At 65.2% G+C, this 19,238-nt stretch carries 13 protein-coding genes; 11 read left to right on the top strand and 2 right to left on the bottom strand.

Annotation, left to right across the window (positions count from 1 at the left end; translation table 11 throughout):
• Positions 1-44: 44 nt before the first annotated feature.
• The 3 genes from GFD18_RS02625 (at position 45) to uidA (ending at position 6,235) form a co-directional block, all read left to right on the top strand.
• Positions 45-2,351, top strand: coding sequence for a glycoside hydrolase family 2 protein (locus GFD18_RS02625; RefSeq protein ID WP_163199982.1), 2,307 nt, complete (start codon positions 45-47; stop codon positions 2,349-2,351).
• A 388-nt stretch (positions 2,352-2,739) separates the two neighbouring features.
• Positions 2,740-4,182: an MFS transporter gene (locus GFD18_RS02620; protein WP_163199983.1), complete on the top strand. Its 1,443-nt coding sequence runs from the start codon at positions 2,740-2,742 to the stop codon at positions 4,180-4,182.
• 202 nt (positions 4,183-4,384) lie between these two features.
• On the top strand, positions 4,385-6,235 hold the full coding sequence (gene uidA / locus GFD18_RS02615) for a beta-glucuronidase (protein WP_163199984.1): 1,851 nt from the start codon (positions 4,385-4,387) through the stop codon (positions 6,233-6,235).
• A 232-nt stretch (positions 6,236-6,467) separates the two neighbouring features.
• Here uidA and GFD18_RS02610 read toward each other — a convergent pair whose 3' ends face one another.
• Positions 6,468-8,786 (bottom strand): glycoside hydrolase family 3 N-terminal domain-containing protein, encoded by a 2,319-nt coding sequence (locus GFD18_RS02610; RefSeq protein ID WP_204313991.1) that lies wholly within the window; start codon positions 8,784-8,786, stop codon positions 6,468-6,470.
• A gap of 291 nt (positions 8,787-9,077) precedes the next feature.
• Between GFD18_RS02610 and GFD18_RS02605 the strand changes: the two genes are divergently transcribed.
• From GFD18_RS02605 to GFD18_RS02570, 8 genes are all read left to right on the top strand, one after another.
• On the top strand, positions 9,078-10,190 hold the full coding sequence (locus GFD18_RS02605) for an SPFH domain-containing protein (protein ID WP_204313992.1): 1,113 nt from the start codon (positions 9,078-9,080) through the stop codon (positions 10,188-10,190).
• Positions 10,191-10,353: 163 nt separating this feature from the next.
• Positions 10,354-10,542, top strand: coding sequence for an Arc family DNA binding domain-containing protein (locus tag GFD18_RS02600; RefSeq protein WP_163199985.1), 189 nt, complete (start codon positions 10,354-10,356; stop codon positions 10,540-10,542).
• A 270-nt stretch (positions 10,543-10,812) separates the two neighbouring features.
• A complete protein-coding gene (gene rplJ, locus GFD18_RS02595) occupies positions 10,813-11,334 on the top strand; it encodes a 50S ribosomal protein L10 (RefSeq protein WP_100510669.1) in 522 nt (173 codons plus the stop codon).
• Positions 11,335-11,450: 116 nt separating this feature from the next.
• Complete coding sequence (gene rplL / locus GFD18_RS02590) at positions 11,451-11,831, top strand: 50S ribosomal protein L7/L12 (RefSeq protein WP_100510670.1); 381 nt, start codon at positions 11,451-11,453, stop codon at positions 11,829-11,831.
• 107 nt (positions 11,832-11,938) lie between these two features.
• Entirely contained in the window at positions 11,939-13,321 is a 1,383-nt protein-coding gene (locus tag GFD18_RS02585) for an MATE family efflux transporter (protein WP_163199986.1), read from the top strand.
• A 90-nt stretch (positions 13,322-13,411) separates the two neighbouring features.
• Positions 13,412-14,662: a variant leucine-rich repeat-containing protein gene (locus tag GFD18_RS02580; protein ID WP_318644309.1), complete on the top strand. Its 1,251-nt coding sequence runs from the start codon at positions 13,412-13,414 to the stop codon at positions 14,660-14,662.
• An 8-nt stretch (positions 14,663-14,670) separates the two neighbouring features.
• The gene (locus GFD18_RS02575) at positions 14,671-18,306 is read left to right on the top strand and encodes a helicase (RefSeq protein ID WP_163199987.1); all 3,636 of its coding nucleotides are present in this window, start codon (positions 14,671-14,673) and stop codon (positions 18,304-18,306) included.
• Positions 18,307-18,313: 7 nt separating this feature from the next.
• Positions 18,314-18,541 carry a hypothetical protein gene (locus tag GFD18_RS02570; RefSeq protein ID WP_163199988.1) on the top strand — a complete coding sequence of 76 codons (228 nt, stop codon included), beginning with the start codon at positions 18,314-18,316 and terminating at the stop codon, positions 18,539-18,541.
• 11 nt (positions 18,542-18,552) lie between these two features.
• Here the strand turns inward: GFD18_RS02570 and GFD18_RS02565 are convergent, their stop codons facing one another.
• Entirely contained in the window at positions 18,553-19,224 is a 672-nt protein-coding gene (locus tag GFD18_RS02565; protein WP_163199989.1) for an SAF domain-containing protein, read from the bottom strand.
• Positions 19,225-19,238 lie beyond the last annotated feature (14 nt).

The raw sequence follows: 19,238 nt of genomic DNA, 5'->3' as shown, positions 1-19,238 counted from the left end.
AAGCAGCGGGATCCATGTATCCGCACAACAAAGGACGGCATCATATGCGCAACATCGAAACCCTCGCCGACGGCTGGCTGTTCACCAAGGAATCCATCGACGGCGTGCCCGCCTACTCGCCCGGCCCCGAATGGACCGAGGTCAGCGTGCCGCACACCTGGAACGCCTTCGACGGCCAGGACGGCGGCTCCGACTACCACCGCGGCGCCTGCTGGTACGTGCGCCGCCTCGAACTCGGCCAGTACGCCCCCGAATCGCGTGTCTACCTCGAATTCCAGGGAGCGGCCAACGTCGCCGAGGTCTACGTGAACGGCTGCAAGGTCGGCGACCACGTCGGCGGCTACTCCACGTTCCGCATGGACGTCACCACCGCGCTCATGCCGAGCGGCAACGTGCTCGCCGTGAAGGTCAGCAACGAGGAACGCTCCGACGTCTACCCGCAGATGGCCGACTTCACGTTCTACGGCGGCCTGTACCGCCCAGTCGAGGTGCTGGTCGTGAACCCCACCCACTTCGACCTCGACTACCACGGCGGCCCCGGCGTCACCGTGTCGTCCACCATCGGCGGGAACGGCTCCGCGCTGCTCGACGCCCGCGCATGGGTCACCGGCGCCAAGGCCGGCGACCAGGTGAACTTCCAGATCCTCGACGAGGACGGCAACGAGGTGGCCTGCGCCGCCCAGCCGGCCGATCTCGACGGCGGCAAGGTCCGCACTCTCGTCGAGATTCCCGACGCCCACCTGTGGCAGGGCACCGAGGACCCGTACCTGTATGAGGTCGTCGCCACCGTGATCCGCCACAACGAGGTGCTCGACGAGGTCTCGTTCCTCCACGGCGTGCGCGAATACCGCTTCGACCCGCAGGAAGGCTTCTTCCTCAACGGCAGGCTCACCCCGCTGCGCGGCGTCTCCCGCCACCAGGACCGTCTCGGCAAGGGCAACGCGCTCAGCCTCGAGGACCACGTCGAGGACGCCTACCTCATCAAGGAGCTCGGCGCCAACACCATCCGCCTCGCCCACTACCAGCAGGCGCAGGACTTCTACGACCTGTGCGACCAGCTCGGCTTCGTCATCTGGGCGGAGATCCCCTTCATCTCCAAGATGAACGACGACCCCGCCGCCCATCAGGACTGCATCAGCCAGATGACCGAACTCGTCATCCAGAATTTCAACCACTCGTCGATCCTGATGTGGGGCATCTCCAACGAGATCCTCATCGGCGGCGACAGCCCGAAGCTCGTCGAGAACCTCAAGGAGCTGCACGCGCTCGCCAAGAGCCTCGACCCCACGCGAGTGACCACCATGGCGCAGGTCTCCAGCACGCCGAAGGACTCCGAGCACAACCAGATCACCGACATCCTCAGCTACAACCACTACTTCGGCTGGTACGGCGGCCACCTCGAAGACAACGAGGCATGGCTCGACGACTTCCACGCCATGCATCCCGACCGTTCGTTCGGTCTGTCGGAGTATGGCTGCGAGGGCATCATCTCCTACCACAGCGACACCCCGCAGTGCGGCGACTACTCCGAGGAGTACCAGGCGATCTACCACGAGCACATGGCCCGCATCATCGACGAGCGTCCGTGGCTGTGGGGCACGCATGTGTGGAACATGTTCGACTTCGGTTGCGACGCCCGCAAGGAGGGCGGCGTCGAAGGCCGCAACAACAAGGGCCTCGTGACCATCGACCGCAAGGTGAAGAAGGACTCGTTCTTCATCTACCAGGCCCACTGGTCGGCCGAGCCCATGGTGCACATCTGCTCCAAGCGCTACGCCCGTCGCACCGCCGACGCCATCGACGTGAAGGTGTACTCCAACCAGCCGTCCGTCTCGCTTGTGGTCGACGGCAAGCCGTTCGCCACGCTTGAGGCCTCGGCCCAGGCCGACCCGCACATCTTCGTGTTCGGGGACGTGCCGCTCGCCGAAGGCTTCACGCACGTCGAGGCCCATGCCGGCGACGTCGTCGACTCGGCCTCGTGGCAGAAGGTGGCCGAGGCGTACGAGCCCTACACGTTCGTCGACCCCGAAGGCGGCAACATCGTCATGAACTGGTTCGACGACGTCTCCGCCGACGAGGGCCTGCCGGTCGACGCGCCCTACGACGAGTCGCACTACTCCGTGCACGACACCGTCAGCGTCATCCTCGACAGCCCCGAGGCCTCGGCCACGGTGACCAACGCCGCGTCCAGCATCGCGAACATGAGGATCAAGGCCAGCATGCTCGGCGTGCTCGGCAACAAGAGCCTCATCGAGATGTTCGACCAGCTGCGCAGCATGTCCCAGAACGCCGACGGCCTCGACCAGAAGCTCGCCTACCTCAACCAGCAGCTCCAGCAGATCAGGAAGTAACGCCCGGTCGACGACCGCGCGGCGGCCTGACCGTCCCCTTCCGAGCCCCCTCGCCACGAGGGGGCTTTTCTCGTATTCGGGCGTATGGGCGCCGGCGTCGCCGTGCGCCCACGCCCCCACGGAAACTCGTGGAAAACATCCCGTGGCCATCCATGGTCACGTAGAGTGGTAACCAACGCGGCAAGAGATACCAAAAACCATCGAGAAAACCGCGGAATTCCAATCATCGGCGGGCATGTTTCCTGCAAGGTCGCACGTGCCGGCTTCGTCATCCACCAATCACATCAACCAATCCTGGCATCAGGGAGACGCATCCCATACGAAGGAGCATGGGGCGTCCTTTCCATCATCGATCAGGCCTTGCCATCCCAAGGGAGGGAAGAAAGCAATGAGCGCAGCAAACACCAGTGCCAAGGCGGTCAAGCCGTTCGGCATGAAAGACAAGATCGGCTACATGTTCGGCGACTGGGGCAATGACTTCATGTTCATCTTCGCCAGCTCGTTCCTCATGGTGTTCTACACCAAGGTCATGGGCATCTCCGGCATCGTGGTCGGCGGCCTGTTCCTCATCGCCCGCATCATCGACGCCTTCGCCGACGTGACCGTGGGCGTGGTGGTCGACCGCGCCAAGACGCATCCGAACGGCAAGTACCGCGTCATCATGATGCGCATGGCCGCACCGGTCGCCATCTTCTCGTTCCTCATGTACCAGACCTTCTGCATCAACTCCTCGATGACGGTCAAGATTGTGTACATGTACGTCACGTACATCATCTGGGGCATCCTCTACTCCTGCGTGAACATCCCCTACGGCTCCATGGCCTCCGTGATCTCGCCCGAGCCCGAGCACCGCACCAGCCTCTCCACCTTCCGCACCGTGGGCGCCACCTGCGCCTCGCTGATCATCGGCGTGCTCGCCCCGCTCGTCATCTACGAGAAGGACGCCAGCGGCAACCAGATCATCCGCGGCGGCGAAGGCACCAGCATCTTCATGTGGGTCTCGCTCGTCTTCGCCATCGGCTCCTTCCTGTGCTACTTCATCTGCTACAAGATGTCCACCGAGCGCGTGAAGTCCGAAGACCATTCCGGCTCCGAGGAGGGCGCCGAGCGCCAGTCCATCCTGCACATGCTGGGCAGCGCCTTCTCGTCCCGCGCCATGGCCGGCATCATCGGCGCCGCCATCGCCCTGCTCATGGCCATGCTCTTCATGCAGCAGATGGCGAACTACCTGTTCACCGACTACTTCAAGAGCTCCGCGCTGCTCTCCACCGTCAACCTCGTGTGCAGCCTGCTCACCTTCGCCATCGCCCCGTTCGCCCAGCCGCTCGCCAAGAAGGTCGGCCACAAGGTCATGGGCGTCACCGGCTCCCTCATCGGCGCGGTGTGCATGTTCACCCTGTACGTCATCCACACCACCAACGCCGTGCTGTTCTCGGCCCTGTACATCCTCACCTTCCTGGGCATCGGCCTGTTCAACATCGTGATCTGGGCCATGATCACCGAGGTCATCGACGACATCGAAGTGCACAAGGGCATCCGCGAGGACGCCACCTGCTACTCCGTGTACTCCTTCGCCCGCAAGCTCGGCCAGGCGTTCGCCGGCTGGTTCTCCGGCGCGGCCCTCGGCTGGATCGGCTACAAGGAAGGCGCCGCCGTGGTGCAGTCGCAGGAGACGCTCGACGGCCTGTACATGTACGTCACCCTGCTGCCGGCCATCTTCTTCGGCGTCATGCTGCTGATCCTCATCTTCATCTACCCGCTGAACAAGAAGCGCGTCGACGCCAACGCCGCCGCCCTCAAGGCCAAGCGCGAAGCCGCCGTCGAGGCCTGATGATCCGCGAAGGGCTCCCCGGCCGGGGAGCCCTTCCCCATCTACGCCACCATGGCTCCCCTCGCGGCCGAGGGGAGCCGTCCGCGAAGCGGACTGGGGGAAGCGCCCAAGCCCCCGAAACCTCATCCATTCCTCATTCGTTCATCGATGATCCATCATCGATCCGCATCCATCGATCCATCGCACACGAAAGAAGGCGACGATGTCATTCGCATCCCTGTACCCCCGCGTCACCGCCACCCGCCGCATCCAGAGCATGAACGGCTCCTGGGACTTCCAGTTCGACCCCGAATCCTGCGGCGTGAAGGAGGGGTGGGCCAACGGCCTGCCGAATCCCACCGACATGCCCGTCCCCGCCAGCTTCGCCGACGTCTTCACCGACAAGTACTCGCGCGAATACACCGGCGACTTCTGGTACGTGACCGAACTGTTCGTCCCCGGCGAATGGAAGGACGGCAGCGTCGACATCCGCTTCGATTCCGCCACCCATGCGGCCACCGTGTTCGTCAACGGCACCGAGGTCGCCCGTCACGAAGGCGGGTTCCTGCCGTTCGTCGCGCACATCAACGACGTCGTCAAATGGAACGACTACAACACCGTGGCCGTCAGGCTCAACAACGAGCTGAGCTGGCAGACGCTGCCGGTCGGCGAGACCCACACCCTGCCCGACGGCACAAAGACGAGCGCGCCGTACTTCGACTTCTACAACTACTCCGGCCTGCAGCGCAACGTCAGCCTGCTGTACACGCCGAACGAGCGCATCGAGGACCTCGACGTCGTCCACCATATCGACGCCGGCCCCGACTTCAACGGCGTGTTCGCCGACGCACGCGTGGACTACCGCGTCGCCACCTCCGGCGATCATGACGTCGAGGTCGTCGTCCTCGACGAATGCGGCATCGAGGTGGCCCGCGCCGAGGGCAGGGAGGGCACGATCGACATCGCGGACGCCCATCTGTGGAACCTGCGCGCCGCCTACCTGTACCGATTCGTCGTGCGCATCAAGGACGGCGACGACGTCATCGACGAATACTTCGACGAGATCGGCATCCGCACCGTGGAGGTGAAGGACTGCCGCATCCTCGTCAACGGCCGCGAGGTCTACCTCAAGGGCTTCGGCCGCCACGAGGACTCCGACATCCACGGCCGCGGCTTCGACCCGGTGGTCAACAAGCGCGACTACGAGGACATGAAGTGGATCGGCGCGAACTCGTTCCGCACATCGCACTACCCGTACGCCGAGGAGCAGCTGTACGAGGCCGACCGCGACGGCTTCTTCGTGATCGACGAGGCGCCCACCGTCGGCATGTTCAAGTCCACGATGAACTTCCTCGGCGCGTCCGGCGCAGTCAGCGACGAGAAGCCGAAGACCTTCTTCGACGAGGAGTCCGTGCAGACCGAGACGCTGGCCGTCCACCGCCGCACCCTGGAGGAGATGGTCGCCCGTGACAAGCGCCACGCCTCCGTATGCGCGTGGAGTCTGCTCAACGAGCCCGACACGACCAGCGAGGCCGCCGTCGCCTACTTCGAGAACATTTTCGACCTGGTCGCCGAGATCGACACGCAGAGGCGTCCGAAGACATACGCGTCCATCATGATGGCGCCGGCCGGCGTCGACAAGACCCATCACGTGGCCGACTTCATCATGCTCAACCGCTACCACGGCTGGTATGTCAACGGCGGCTATGCGATCTCCAAGGGTCTCATCGACATGAAGGCCGAGCTGGAGAGGTGGCATGAGCTCGAGCCCGACAAGCCGGTCATGTTCTCCGAATACGGCGCCGACACCATGGCCGGGGTCCACAAGCTGCCGAGCGTGATGTGGAGCGAGGAATACCAGGTCGAGGTGTTCAGGATGTGGTCCGAGATCTTCGACTCCTACGACTGGATCGTCGGCGAGCAGCCGTGGAACCTCAACGACTTCCAGACCACCGAGGGCATCATGCGCGTGAACGGCAACAAGAAGGGCCTGTTCACCCGCGACCGCCAGCCTAAGATGGCCGCCTTCTACCTCAGGGACCGCTGGACCGCGATCCCCGACTACAAGGGGTGACGCGCCACTGCGTGAATGCCTGACGACGTCGCGTGAACGCCTGACGAACGTGTCCGCAAATGCCAGGTGCGGATGACGAAACGGCGGCGGGGATGGCCCGGAGGCCACATCCCCGCCGCCGTTCTTTGCATTGCACGTCTTGCTATGGCAAAAGCCATATCGCGCGAGGGAAATGAAAATCGCCGCGGAGGCTCCGAGGAGCCATCCGCGGCGATTGCCGTACCGGACTATGTCAGTACCGCAGTCCGAAGCCGTACTCGTAGTAGTGGCCGGCGGCGTCGCGGTAGGCGTAGGCCTTGCCGTTCCCATCCTTCATGGCGTCGGGCATGAACCGGTCCTTGTCGTAGCCGGGGACGTCGTTCGGGCTCGCGCATACGCCGTCGGCGTCGACGGCGACCACGGCGTCGTTCTTCGGCAGTGTGATGGGCAGCCTGCCCTTCGCCGCATGACGGCCGACGATCACATCCATGCATGCCTTGTTGTAGGTGTCGAAGCCGGCGACCAGCGCGTCGACGTGGCGTTCGATATTGCCCGGCATCCAAGCGAGCGAGAAGTTCAGCGACGCCACCACGCGCCCGCCGTTCGCATGCACGGCGGCCGCGATGCCGGCGATGCGCGAGGCTCCCGCCAGCGTGGTCTCCTCGTGCGTGGTGTCGGCCGGGCGTCCGTCCTCGTCGGTGTCGCACACGGTCTTGCCTTCGCAGATGTCGATTTCGAGATAGCCCTTCGTGGCCGAGAAGTAGTTGCCCGAACGCGGGTCGGCGAACAGAATCGCGATGTCGGCGGAGGCCGGGTCGTCGGCCAGCGTCATGCCGTACTCGTCGGCGAGCATGGCGCGCAGCGACTTCGTGGCCTTCTCTCCTGTCTCGGCGTCCTTGCCGAACGCCTCGGCGTACACGAGGCGTCCTTCGGTCGCGGCGGGGTCAAGCGGCAGCGTGCGTGCGGTGTTCTTCAGCAGCGTCACCGAATCGCAGTGCACGGCGTAGGCCTCGTCCCAATCGGCGGGCGTGCCGACGACCGCCTCTGCGGCGTCGGGGTCGCGATACGGGTTGTCGAACAGTCCGAGCGTGAACTTCTCGGTCAGCGTGCGCATGACGGCGCGGTCGAGCGCATCGTCGCCGAGGGTCACCTGCTCACGCGTGTAGCCGGCCGGCACGTCATGGGCGTCGTAGTAGCCGTTGCGGGCGCGGTCGTACGCCTCGCGCGCCTCCGTCACGCTGAATGCGCCGGAGATCACGTCCACGCCGTTGTTCACGGCCAACGCCACACGTTCGGGCACGTCGAGGTCCTCCACGCCCCACGACATCATGTGCGTGATGCCGGAATCGGAGTTGATATAGCCCCTGAAGCCCATCTGGCCGCGCAGCAGCCGTTGGATGAAGAACTCGTTGTAGGCGAATCCCACGGCCTGCCACTCGATGGGATTGCCCTCGAGGTCGGTCTGCTCGGCGCTCTTCGCCTTGCACGGCTTGGCATAGTACGGCATGATGGACGCCGCGTTCTTCTCCACGGCCGTGATGAACGCCGGGATATGGTACTTTTCGAGGCTGCCCTCGGTGGGGTAGACGTTCCACTGGCCTTCGGCGTAATGCGGGTCGAAGCCGTTCTCCCGCGCGCCGCCGCCGGGGAAGTGCTTCACCGTCATGGCCACGCCGTCGCGGGCCAGCCCGTCGCCGCCTTGGACGGCCGGGATGAGATGCTCGAAGATGCGGCTGACGAGCTGCGGGTTCTCGCCGAACGTGCCGTAGGATCGCTGCCAGCGCGGGTCGGTCATCGTGTCGGCCATGTACATATAGCCCTTCTTCATGCCGACGGCGTCCCATTCGCGGCGGATGGCGTCGCCGAACCGGTCGATGATGCCGAAGTCGCCGGTGCCGATCGTGGCGGCGGCGATGCCCAGCGTGCCCGGCCAGGTGGCGAACACGCCCTGTGCCTCGTTCATGCCGAACACGGCCTCGCCGTTCTCGTTGCGCGAGTTGCTCAGCACCTGCACGGGAACGCCGTGCTCGGTGGCCTCGGCCACGGCGTTGAGTTGGTTGATCCAGTCTACGAGCTCGCGTGTGGTCGGGTTGGCGCGCAGGATGAGGTTGCGCAGCTTCAGCGTCTGCAGCGAATACGTGGTGCCCCACGTCTTCTCGATGCCGAAGATCGAGCCGTCCTTCTCCTTGATCTGCTCGCTGAGCAGACCGGTCGCGTCGCGTTCCTCGCCCTCGTCGAGCTCCTGGCCCATGCGCCACGAGTTGGCGAACAGCATGCCGATCTTGTCGTCCACGTCGAGCGTGGCGACGAGCGATGCGGCGCGCTCGGCCGGCGACCTGCGCCAGTCCTTGTAGTCGTCGAGTTCGCCGGATCCGTCAAGGTCCTTGAAATACAGTCCGTCCTGTTCGATGACCGGCTTGGAGGTGACGCCGATGACCGGACCATCGGCGTTGCGGTAGTAGCGTACGGTGTCGGTGGCCTTGGCGAGGGCGGGGCTCATGCCGGTGCCGCCGGCTTCGGGGCTGTCGGTCGTCGTCGGTGTTCCGGATGACGTTGAGGCTTCGGATGTCATGATTCGGCGCTCCTTTCGATGTTGCGCGCCGCCGTTGGCGCACAGGCGTCCACCATCCATTCTTCCGGCACGGCGCGGTCCGCGTGGTTTGTGCCCACCGTTTTCCACTGCGGCGGCTCTTCTTGCGGCGGCTCATCGATGGCCCGTTGGGCTGCGTGCCGCGGCGTTCCCTCGCGGCTGCCCCCCGCTGTTGTCAAAGCGAAATCAAAGTGATATCATTTTGGTATCAGATGAACGGGTAATGGGGTTCGACAGCGAATTCATCCGTTCGGATCAAGGAAGGTGATCACCGTGGCTGGAACGGCAAGCGACACCGGTGTCCGCAAGGAATCCATGAATGGCGAAAAGAAGGTGTCGGCGTCGGCGCATACGCCGACCGTCGAGCGTGATGGCCGCGCGATGAACGGCTGGCCCGTGCTGGCCGTCGTGGTCGTCGGCTGGGTGGCGGCCGTGCTGGGCATCGTGTTCGGGTCCGTCATCATGAATCCGGGGCCGTCCGACGCCGGCTCGATGTTCGGCGTCGGCGTGGCCCTGCTGGTCGTCGGCATCGTGCTGTGCGTGCTGATGTCGATGCTGCCGGCCGGTTTCTTCTCGCTCCAGCCCAACGAGGCGCGCGTGCTCGTGCTGTTCGGCGAATACCGCGGCACGGTGCGGGGCTCCGGTTTCTACTGGGCCAATCCGTTCTACTCGCGCGAGCTGCAGTCCGTCGAACAGGACGATTCGGCCGGCGGGGACTCCCTTGCCGCCGCGTTCTCCGGCAAGAAGAAGTCCGCGAAATCGGCGTCGGCGGCGGTCAAGGCCAAGATCTCGCTGCGCGCCCGCACGCTCAACGGGCCCCGGCTCAAGGTGAACGACCGCAACGGCAATCCCATCGAGATCGCCGATGTCGTCGTCTGGCGCGTGGTCGACACCGCCCGGGCCGTGTTCGACGTGGACCATTACGAGCAGTTCGTCGGCATGCAGGCCGAGACCGCGCTGCGTCACGTCGCCAGCCGATACGCCTATGACCACAACGCCGAAAGCGACGACGCCGCAGCCGGCGAGATCACGCTGCGGTCGAACATCGCCGAGGTCTCCGAGGCGTTGCGCGCCGAACTCGCCGAACGGCTGGAATCGGCCGGCATCGCCGTCGACGACGCCCGGCTCACGCATCTGGCATACGCCCCCGAGATCGCGCAGGTCATGCTGCGCCGCCAGCAGGCCGAGGCGATCATCGCCGCGCGGACGAAGATCGTTCAGGGTGCGGTGTCCATGGTCGACATGGCGCTGAAGGAGCTGGAGCGCGACGGCGTCGTCGAACTCGACGAGGAACGCAAGGCCACGATGGTGTCGAACCTGATGGTCGTGCTGTGCGGCGACAACGACGCCCAGCCGGTGGTCAACGCCGGTTCGCTCTACAATTAGGTTCTCCGGTCCGGGTCTTCCGGATCGTCGTCCGTTCGTCCGGATGGCCGCGGCTGGTTGATGATGCGTTCGTCGGCCGGCCGTCGGCCTTGTGCATCCGGCCAACCGTGTGGGCCCGCCATTGCGGGCCCGACGCCATACGTTCCGCGTAAAGGAGGTTCCCGTGGCGAAGAAGCAGTACCCGCTGAGGGTGGACCCCCTGCTGAGGGAGGCCGTCGAGCGCTGGGCGGCCGACGAACTGCGGTCCGTCAACGGTCAGATGGAGTACATCATCCGTGATTCGCTCAAGCGTGCCGGCCGGCTGCCCAAGCAGCTGCCGCCGTCGCGCACCAATTCCCGCCGCAGCGAGTAGATGGCCGGCCCGTGTCGTTCGGGCGTGTCGCGGATTTGGCGATATCGGACATCGGGTGTATATTTTTAGTTTTGTAAACCACAGACCGTTGGTTAGGGCCGCAAGGTCCTCGAAGGTTGCCAGCGTAGGTTGAGAAAACGTACCTCCCGGATTCGGAAGGACGCCAGGCATGAACGTGCCTGACGATGATGTTCGCTCCGCCTGCGCGCGGGGCTTTTTTATTGCTCGCGTGGCTTCCTCCAGTCAACGGCCGACTTAGGAAGGAACGCCATGTTAAGGCCCGAAAAGGCTGAGGTCATTGCACAGCTTACGGAGCAGTTCCGTAACGCTGACGCCGTGTACCTCACTGAGTACCGCGGGCTGAGCGTGCCGCAGATCTCCGATCTGCGCGAAAAGCTGGGCCGCGATACTTCCTACACTGTGGCGAAGAACACGCTCGCACGTATTGCCGCTAAGGAAGCTGGCATCGAAGGCCTCGACGAGTACCTCGCCGGTCCTTCCGCCATCACCTTCGTCCAGGGCGATTACGTCGAGGCCGCTAAGGTCCTGCGTGAGTTCGCCAAGACCAACAAGCAGCTCATCGTCAAGGGCGGCTTCGCCGACGGCACCGTGTACGATGCCGAAGGCGTCGACAAGCTCGCCGACCTTGAGTCTCGCCCGGTCCTGCTGTCCAAGATCGCGTACTCCCTCAAGGCTGTACAGACCAAGACCGCTCAGCTCTTCGTTGCCCTGCCGACCAAGGCAGTCCGCACCGTCGACGCTCTGCGCGAGAAGCAGGAGAAGGCCGCCTGATTCGCGGTTTCCGCGGATTGGCGCTTGTTGCCTGAATAAACAACAAAAATTTTTGGCTGGTCGGCATCCCAAGACCTTAACAATTGCCGACCGCCGCTGAATGAAAGGAAGCCATAATGGCTAAGCTCACCAACGAAGAGCTCCTGGAAGCTTTCGGTGAAATGACCCTCGTCGAGCTCTCCGAGTTCGTCAAGGCCTTCGAGGACAAGTTCGACGTCGAGGCCGCCGCTCCGGCCGCCGTCGCCGTTGCCGCCGCTCCGGGCGCCGCTCCGGCCGAGGAAGAGAAGGATGAGTTCGACGTCATCCTCTCCGCCGTTGGCGACAAGAAGATCCAGGTCATCAAGGCCGTTCGCGCCATCACCTCCCTGGGTCTGGCCGAGGCCAAGGCTCTCGTGGACGGCGCTCCGAAGCCGGTCCTCGAAGGTGCCAAGAAGGAAGACGCCGAGAAGGCCAAGTCCCAGCTGGAAGAGGCTGGCGCCACCGTCGAGCTCAAGTGATTCTCGCGGCCTGAGCCGCGCAGTGTTCACTGCTTGATTCTGTCAGACCCCGTGTCCGTGGATTCCACGGCGCGGGGTTTTCCGTATCCGGCGTACACTATCGGAGCGTGGCACAGATACAGGGATTGCGACGGGCGGCGGCGGACGAGAAATACCGGCAGATGACCGGCCGGCCGGTGCGTCCGCTCATCATCCGGCTCGGCATCCCCGCCATCGTCTCGAATCTGGTCACGATGATCTACAATCTGGCCGACACATACTTCATCGGACGGCTCGGCACATCCCAGTCGGGCGCCATCGGCATCGCCGTCTCCATCATGACCATCATGCAGGCCATAGGGTTCTTCTTCGGCAACGGCGCCGGCAACTCGTTGTCGCGCGAGATGGGCAAGCACAACGAGGAACGCGCCGCACGGCTCATGGCCGTCGGGTTCTTCGGCTCCGTCGGATTCGGCGTCCTGCTTGCCGTCGTGGGTCTTGTGCTGCTGAGGCCGCTGGTCTTCGCGCTCGGCGCCACACCCACCATCGCGCCCTACGCCATGGACTATCTCGCCCCGATACTGCTGGCCTCGCCGGCGGTCTGCGGCTCGTTCACCATGAACGGCCTGCTGCGCTATCAGGGTCTGTCGTCATATGCGATGGTCGGGCTGGTTATCGGCGCCGTGCTCAACATCGCGCTCGCGCCCCTGCTGATCTTCGGGCTCGGCATGGGCATCCGCGGCGCCGGCGTGGCCACGGCATCGTGCCAGGCCATCGGATTCGCGATCCTCGTGGTCATGTGCCGCAAGGTGGCGGTGCTCAAGCTCACGCCGAAGCAGTTCCGCCCAGACACGCTGCTCGTGCGCGAACTCGTCGGCGGCGGACTGCCGTCGCTGCTGCGCCAGAGCGTCGGCTCCGTCGCCGCGATCTGCGTGAACCTCGCCGCCAATCCGTTCGGCGACGCCGCCATCGCCGCCATGGCCATCGTCACGCGGCTCATGATGTTCACCAATTCCGTCATCATCGGCCTTGGCCAGGGGTTCCAGCCGGTATGCGGCTACAACTACGGCGCCGGCCTGTTCGACCGCGTGAAGCGGGGATACTGGTTCTGCGTGCGTGCCAGCACGCTGGTGCTCGCGGCGTTCGCCGTCGGCCTGTCGGCGTTCGCGCCGCAGATCATCGAACTGTTCCGGGCCGATCCCGACGTCGTGCGCATCGGCACTGCGGCGTTGTGGATGCAATGTGTAAGCCTGCCGATCATGGGCGGCAACATGATATCGAACATGATGCAGCAGACCATGGGACTGACCGGCGTGGCGTCGTTCCTCGGCGTATGCCGTCAGGGCGTCTACCTTATCCCGCTGATCGTCGTGCTGCCGCATCTCCTCGGACTTGCGGGCGTGCAGCTCGCGCAGCCTATGGCCGACATCCTGACGTTCTGCACGACCATACCGCTGCAGCGACGGGTGCTCGGACGCCTCACCGTGCGAAAAACCAATGTGCAGAAGTAAGGCGAGTGCTGTAGATTTACGAAGAAACCGGGCGAAGCGTGCCACAATGGAACATAAGTGTGTCCGCATGCGTAAGAGGAGGCTCGTGCCGTGAATGACCAGCAGTGGCTTATCAAGGTCAATGGTATAGACGAGATTCGCGTCGATGCGGGGCAGACCGTCGAGATCGGCCGCAAACCCCTGCGTCCCGCGCCTGTGGAGGACGGCGTGCGCCGACTCGACGTCGAGGACTCGACGAAATCCATGTCGAAGCGTCATGCCCGCTTCGTCGTGGCCGAATCAGGCACCGCCACGTTGAAGGACCTCGCGTCGACGAACGGCACCTACGTGGTGCGCGACGACGGCGAGCTCATGCAGGTGCCGTCCGACAAGGCGTTCCAGCTGCCTCGTTCGCCGATGCGATTCCAGTTCGGCGACGTGCCGGTCGATTTCATCATGATGCCGCGCGAGGAGAAGCCCGCCGAGGACCCGGTGGCCGACCTGTTCTCCTATGCCGCATCCGACAACGTCCAGCAGGATGTCGATGCCGCGTCGATGAGCGTGGACGACATCCTCGACCTTCGTGCCGGTGAGCCGACGGGCCTGCTGAGCACCACGCAGGTGCGCAGCCGCATCGACGCGCTGCACGACCAGGCGATCGCCGAATCCCGCAGGCAGCGGCAGTCCGAGGCGGCCGGTAGCGCGGGCGCCATAAACGGCGGCGTGGAGCCGTTCATCGTCAGCAAGCCGGACATGGGGGCCGCCGATGCCGCGGCATCGGGAGCGCAGGCGTCCGCGGCTTCGCAGACGCCATCGACGCCGGCGCAGGAGGCGCAGACACAGGTCATCGCCCCGCAGTCCGGTTCGGCCGAGTCGGGAGCCGGGTCTTCGGCAGCGGCGTCCTCCGCGACGACGGGCGATGCGGCCGGCTTCGCCGGTTCCGCCGCCCTCGCCGATGGCGGTCAGAACCCCGCGTTCGTGATGGAACGCGATCTGTTCCATGACGCCGCACAGCAGGCGTCCGCATCCTCGGCCTCGTCGTCAGCGTCCTCACAGCCGCAGTTCACGCCGGTGTTCGAGGCCGGCTCGGTGTTCGAACGGCTGTCGAAGGGCGAGACGGAACATGAGGAGCCGGGCATCGAAGTGGACGGACTGAGCTCCGCCGACGCCAAGACCACACGGGACTTCGACCTGCAGTTCGAGATGGCGCGCCATCCGGAACTGCTGCCGTTCCTGGCATTGAACCCCTCGCTGTATGACGACCTGTACAAGTGGCTGGAGCTGCAGGGCAATGCCGACATCGATCAGGCGCTGAAGAACAATCAGGGATACCAGGAATATCTGGCCGGTAAAGGGGAGTAGAACGAATCATGAGTGCTTCTGAAACCAGAACCGTTTCGGACGAGGCCATCGACCGCATCCAATCCTGGTATGACGAGTACCGGAACCAGCACGGGCCCTCGCCGGTCGAGGACCTTTCGCAGCTGGACGCCCGGCTGGACCTCACCCACGCGCACCCCTCCGGCATCGCGCAGCTGTTCGCCAGCGGCCATGTGCAGCTGAGCAGCCTGTTCCGCGACAGCGGCATGCTGCGCGCGGGGCAGCGCCGGCTTTCCCGCGTGCTCGAGGACCAGATGGCCGTGGAGAACGCCAGCGGCAACGCCCAGCTGTCGCTCGCCGTGGGCGTGGCCAGCTGGAAGGGCTCGTCCATGCCCCTGCTGCTCTATCCGATCCAGGTGGACCGCGAGGAGGGCGCCGAATCACTCGCCCATGCGCAGCTGCGTTTCACCGCCACCGCCACCATCAACCCCGCATTCGTCTCGGCGATGCACGAAAACGGCGTCATGCTCGACGAGGACGCCCTGCTCGACACCTCGCAGTACTCCGACAGCTCTCCCGAGACCTCGGCGCTGTTCTCCCGCATCACCTCGCTGGTGGGGGATTCCGTCGATTCGTTCGTGGTGGAGCGCGAGATCATCCTCGGCTGCTTCATCCATTCCTCCACGCTGTTCCTCGAGGAGGGCGAGCGCCTGCTGCGTCGCATGCGCCGCGGCCTCACCGGCAACGACCTCATCGACACGCTGGCCGGCGACGACAAGGCCGCGCAGTTCCTCGCGGAATACCCCGTGGCCTCGTACACGCCGTACGATGTGGACCCCCACAACGAGCTGGAGATCGGCGACGTGGACAACGTCGCCCGCTACGCCGCGCAGATCGTGTCGTCGGGGGCGTCGGCCTTCGTGGACCTGCCCGGCGGACGCAATTCCGCAGTGCTTTCCTCCAGCATCGCGAGCCGCGCCATCATGAACGGCAAGACCGTGCTGTACGTGCCGTGCGTGCCGAACCAGAAGAGCCGCTTCGTCAAGCAGGTCAAGCGCAATGAGATGTCGGGCATGCTGCTCGACCTGAGCGACCCCGCGTTCAACAACGCCATCGACCATCAGCTCATCGCCGCCGTCGGATACCAGCCCGGCACGGCCAGCTCGCACTTCGACCAGCTCGCCGACGAGCTGGTGGGCGTACGCACCCGACTGGCCCGCTACCTGGGCGACCTGCACGGCAAGAACAAGGAATGGGGCGTCTCCGCCTACGAGACCATCCAGAACCTCGCCCGCATCTCCGCCCTGCCCACCCGCCCGGCCACGCATGTTCGCCTGAGCGAGCGCACCGCCCGCGAGCTGAGCAGTTCCATGGACGAGTGGAGCGAGAAGCTCATGCGCGCCGGCGAGCTCGGCGAATTCCGCATCGGCCCGGCCGACACCGCCTGGTTCAAGGCCGCGGTGTACAGCGAGCAGGAGGCGGTGAACACCTACCAGCGCGTGGTGCGTCTGCTCGAGAAGCTGCTGCCCGCCGTGCGTGACCAGATTCGCGCCGTCGTGGAGACCTGCGGCTTCCCGATTCCCGCCACCATGCAGGAGTGGAGCCGCCAGGTCGTGGTGCTCAAGAACCTGCGCCGCGTGCTCGACGTGTTCCAGCCGGCGATCTTCGAGCGCGACATCCCGGCGATGATCGAGGCCTCGAAGTCCAAGGCCGAACGCAAGTCCGAAGGCACGTCCATGGGCTTCTGGGAGCGTCGCCGCCACATCAAGGAGGCGAAGAGCCTGCTGCGCGTGGGCGCACAGGTGGAGGACCTGCATGAGGCCCTGATGGTCGTCTCCAAGCAGGCCGAGCAGTGGCGCATGTTCGTGCCGCATGGCGGATGGCCGGTGCTGCCGCCGAAGCTCGACGACATCATCGACACGCAGGACGCCATCGTCTCCGACCTCACGTCGCTTAACGCCGTGCTCGCCACCACGCCCGACGGCGCCGACCTCGAATCCGTGCCGTTCGCCGCGCTCGAACAGCGTCTGCAGGGCCTGTTCGACGATCACCGCGCACTCGACACGCTGCCCGAGCGCAGCACACTCGAGCGCGACTTCCAGGCCATGGGCCTCGACGAACTGGTCGACGACCTGCGCAACCGCCACGTCGCCAAGGAGGCGGCGCCCGGCGAACTGCAGCTTTCCTGGTGGACCACCATCTTCGAGCTCATCGTGCATTCCTCGCCGATCATCTCCAACCAGGACGGTTCGGTGCTCTCCGCGGCCTCCGAACGCTTCAGCCAGGTGGACGTGGAGCATGTGGGCTCCATCGGACCCATGGTCAACCAGGAGATGACCAAGCGCCTGAGCGAGCTGCTGTTCTCCCGCTCGCACGAGGCCAACCAGCTGCACACGCTGCTGGCCAACCCCACTCCGGTGCCGATGAGCCGCCTGCGCCGCGACTACCCGAACATCCTCACCGCCACCAAGCCGATTCTGGTGGCGTCGCCGGCAACGCTCGTCGCCAACACGGCGCTGGAGCGACTGGCCGACATCGCCATCATCGACGCAGGCGCGCACGCCAACCCGCTGGAGCTGCTGTCGGTGCTCTCCCGCGTCGACCAGGTGGTGATTCTCGCCCACAAGGAGACGATGTCCTCGCCGGTCGTCAAGCTGCTCGCCCCGTACCTCAAGCCGCTGCGTCTGCTCGAACGTCCGGACCGCCGCGACACCCGCGTCGCCCGGTTCCTCGAGCATCACGGCTATGGTTCGCTGCCGCTTTCCCTCGAGGTGCCCGACCCCAAGAGCGGCGTCGACTACACCAAGGTGGAGGCCAAGGGCGTGCCGTCGGTCACCACCGGCATCGTGGAGAGCAACAAGACCGAGATCGACAAGGTCATCGAACTGGTCATCGGCCGCGCCACCGGCTTCACCATCGTGCCCGCCTCCTACTCGCTGACCATCGTAACCATGTGCCCGCTGCACCGCCAGCGCATCGGCGCCGAGCTCAAGGCCCGCAGCTCCAAGGACCCGGGCCTGCGCAAGTTCCTGCGCCACGTGCGCATCATCGGCCTCAACGAGGTGTGCGGCATGGAGTCCACCGACGCCATCATCACCTTCGGCTTCGCACGCACCATGCACGGACGCTTCCTCCAGCAGTTCGGCGCGGCGCTGGAATCCGAAGGCGGCGCCAACATGCTGCTTGACGCGCTCGCCATCGCGCACACGCATGTCGACATCGTCTCCGCGTTCAGCTCCGACGAGCTGGAGGACGAACGTCTGCGCCAGCCCGGCCCGCAGCTCATGAAGCAGCTGCTGGTCTGGTGCGAGAACCTCGACAAGGCCGGCATCCCGCTGCCGCAGTCCCTGCCCATCGAGGCGAGCACGCTGCTCACCGACCTGGCCGACCGCATCCGCGCCCGTGGCCTGAGCGTCGCCGTCAACTACGGTTATGAGCACGGCACCTACATCCCGCTGGTCGTCGGCCTGCCGAACAAGCCGTATGCCCTGGCCATCGTCACCGACGACGCGCAGTTCATGTCCATTCCATCGACGCGTCAGCGCCACCGCTTCATCATGGAGGACCTCGAATCCCTCGGATGGTCGGTCATGTCGATCTGGAGCGTCGCCGCGTTCGTCAACCCCGACAAGGAAGTGGACCGTGTGGTCTCCCGCCTTGCCAAGATGTACGGCGACGAACGGTAGCATCCCGATGAGCGACAACAGCCAGCCTTCGCAGCCCGCATCGCGCCGGCGCAGGCATCGTCGTGTCGTCTTCCGGGGCACGGAGCGCTTCGACGCGGAAGGACTGTTCGACGATGCGCCGGCCGATGCCGAGGAACGCCGCGAGCGGCTTGACAAGGCCGGCGACGACGACCGACGCATCCTCAACGAACTGCCCCCGCATTGGGGCAAGTTCGATGCGGAGGGCCGCCGCTAGCCGCGGTCTCGTCACTTGCCGCCGTCGACGTCATCGGCGTCGACGGCAAGCACCGGGGCATGTTCCCCCACCTGCAGCACGGCCAGTGCGTCCCTCGGCGGCAGCGCGAACGTCACCGCCGCCGACTGGTCGCCGACGGCCCCCGACAACAGTCCGTCGTCATTCGCATGTTCGGGCACGTCAAGCACCGTGGCGCGTTCTGCCAACACCCGGTATTCGCCGTCGTCGTCCGAAGCCGTCACCAGACGCACCGTGTCGCCGACGATGAGCTCGTCGGGCGAACTCGATAACGCGATCGTCATGCTGGTGCGTCCGGGCCCCACGGTCGGTCTGCGTGCGAGCATCGCATGGAACACCGGCGTGCCGGAGGCGATCGACGACTGCGCTATCATGCCGGCGGCCGCGTCCACATCATCGACGGCGTCGTCGAGTGCGGGGGAGTCCGGCACCTCGCGCATCGACACATCCCCGGTCACTATCACGTCGCCGCGCGCGATGTCCTTCGCGGCCACGGCGACGTATCGCGTGGCGACCGTCGCCATCACGCATTGCAGCGCCATCCACACCGCGCACCCGCAGCATACGGCCACGATGATGCGGCGCAGCAGGTCACGCCGTCGGCGCTCGGACGCCGACGAGGCCCGGGGCCGGGACCCGGGCCCTCGACTATATAGAAAAGGCATATCCCCAGCTTGAA

The organism is Bifidobacterium saimiriisciurei (assembly GCF_010667655.1).
Lineage (GTDB): Bacteria > Actinomycetota > Actinomycetes > Actinomycetales > Bifidobacteriaceae > Galliscardovia > Galliscardovia saimiriisciurei.
This window is presented reverse-complemented; position numbering and strand designations above follow the sequence as displayed.

What these genes read in the sequence shown, in the direction of transcription:
- GFD18_RS02625 (WP_163199982.1), top strand. Translation starts at nt 45, where the DNA reads ATGCGCAACATCGAAACCCTCGCCGACGGCTGGCTGTTCACCAAGGAA.
- GFD18_RS02620 (WP_163199983.1), top strand. Translation starts at nt 2,740, where the DNA reads ATGAGCGCAGCAAACACCAGTGCCAAGGCGGTCAAGCCGTTCGGCATG.
- uidA (WP_163199984.1), top strand. Translation starts at nt 4,385, where the DNA reads ATGTCATTCGCATCCCTGTACCCCCGCGTCACCGCCACCCGCCGCATC.
- GFD18_RS02610 (WP_204313991.1), bottom strand. Translation starts at nt 8,786, where the DNA reads ATGACATCCGAAGCCTCAACGTCATCCGGAACACCGACGACGACCGAC.
- rplJ (WP_100510669.1), top strand. Translation starts at nt 10,813, where the DNA reads ATGTTAAGGCCCGAAAAGGCTGAGGTCATTGCACAGCTTACGGAGCAG.
- rplL (WP_100510670.1), top strand. Translation starts at nt 11,451, where the DNA reads ATGGCTAAGCTCACCAACGAAGAGCTCCTGGAAGCTTTCGGTGAAATG.
- GFD18_RS02575 (WP_163199987.1), top strand. Translation starts at nt 14,671, where the DNA reads ATGAGTGCTTCTGAAACCAGAACCGTTTCGGACGAGGCCATCGACCGC.
- GFD18_RS02570 (WP_163199988.1), top strand. Translation starts at nt 18,314, where the DNA reads ATGAGCGACAACAGCCAGCCTTCGCAGCCCGCATCGCGCCGGCGCAGG.
- GFD18_RS02565 (WP_163199989.1), bottom strand. Translation starts at nt 19,224, where the DNA reads ATGCCTTTTCTATATAGTCGAGGGCCCGGGTCCCGGCCCCGGGCCTCG.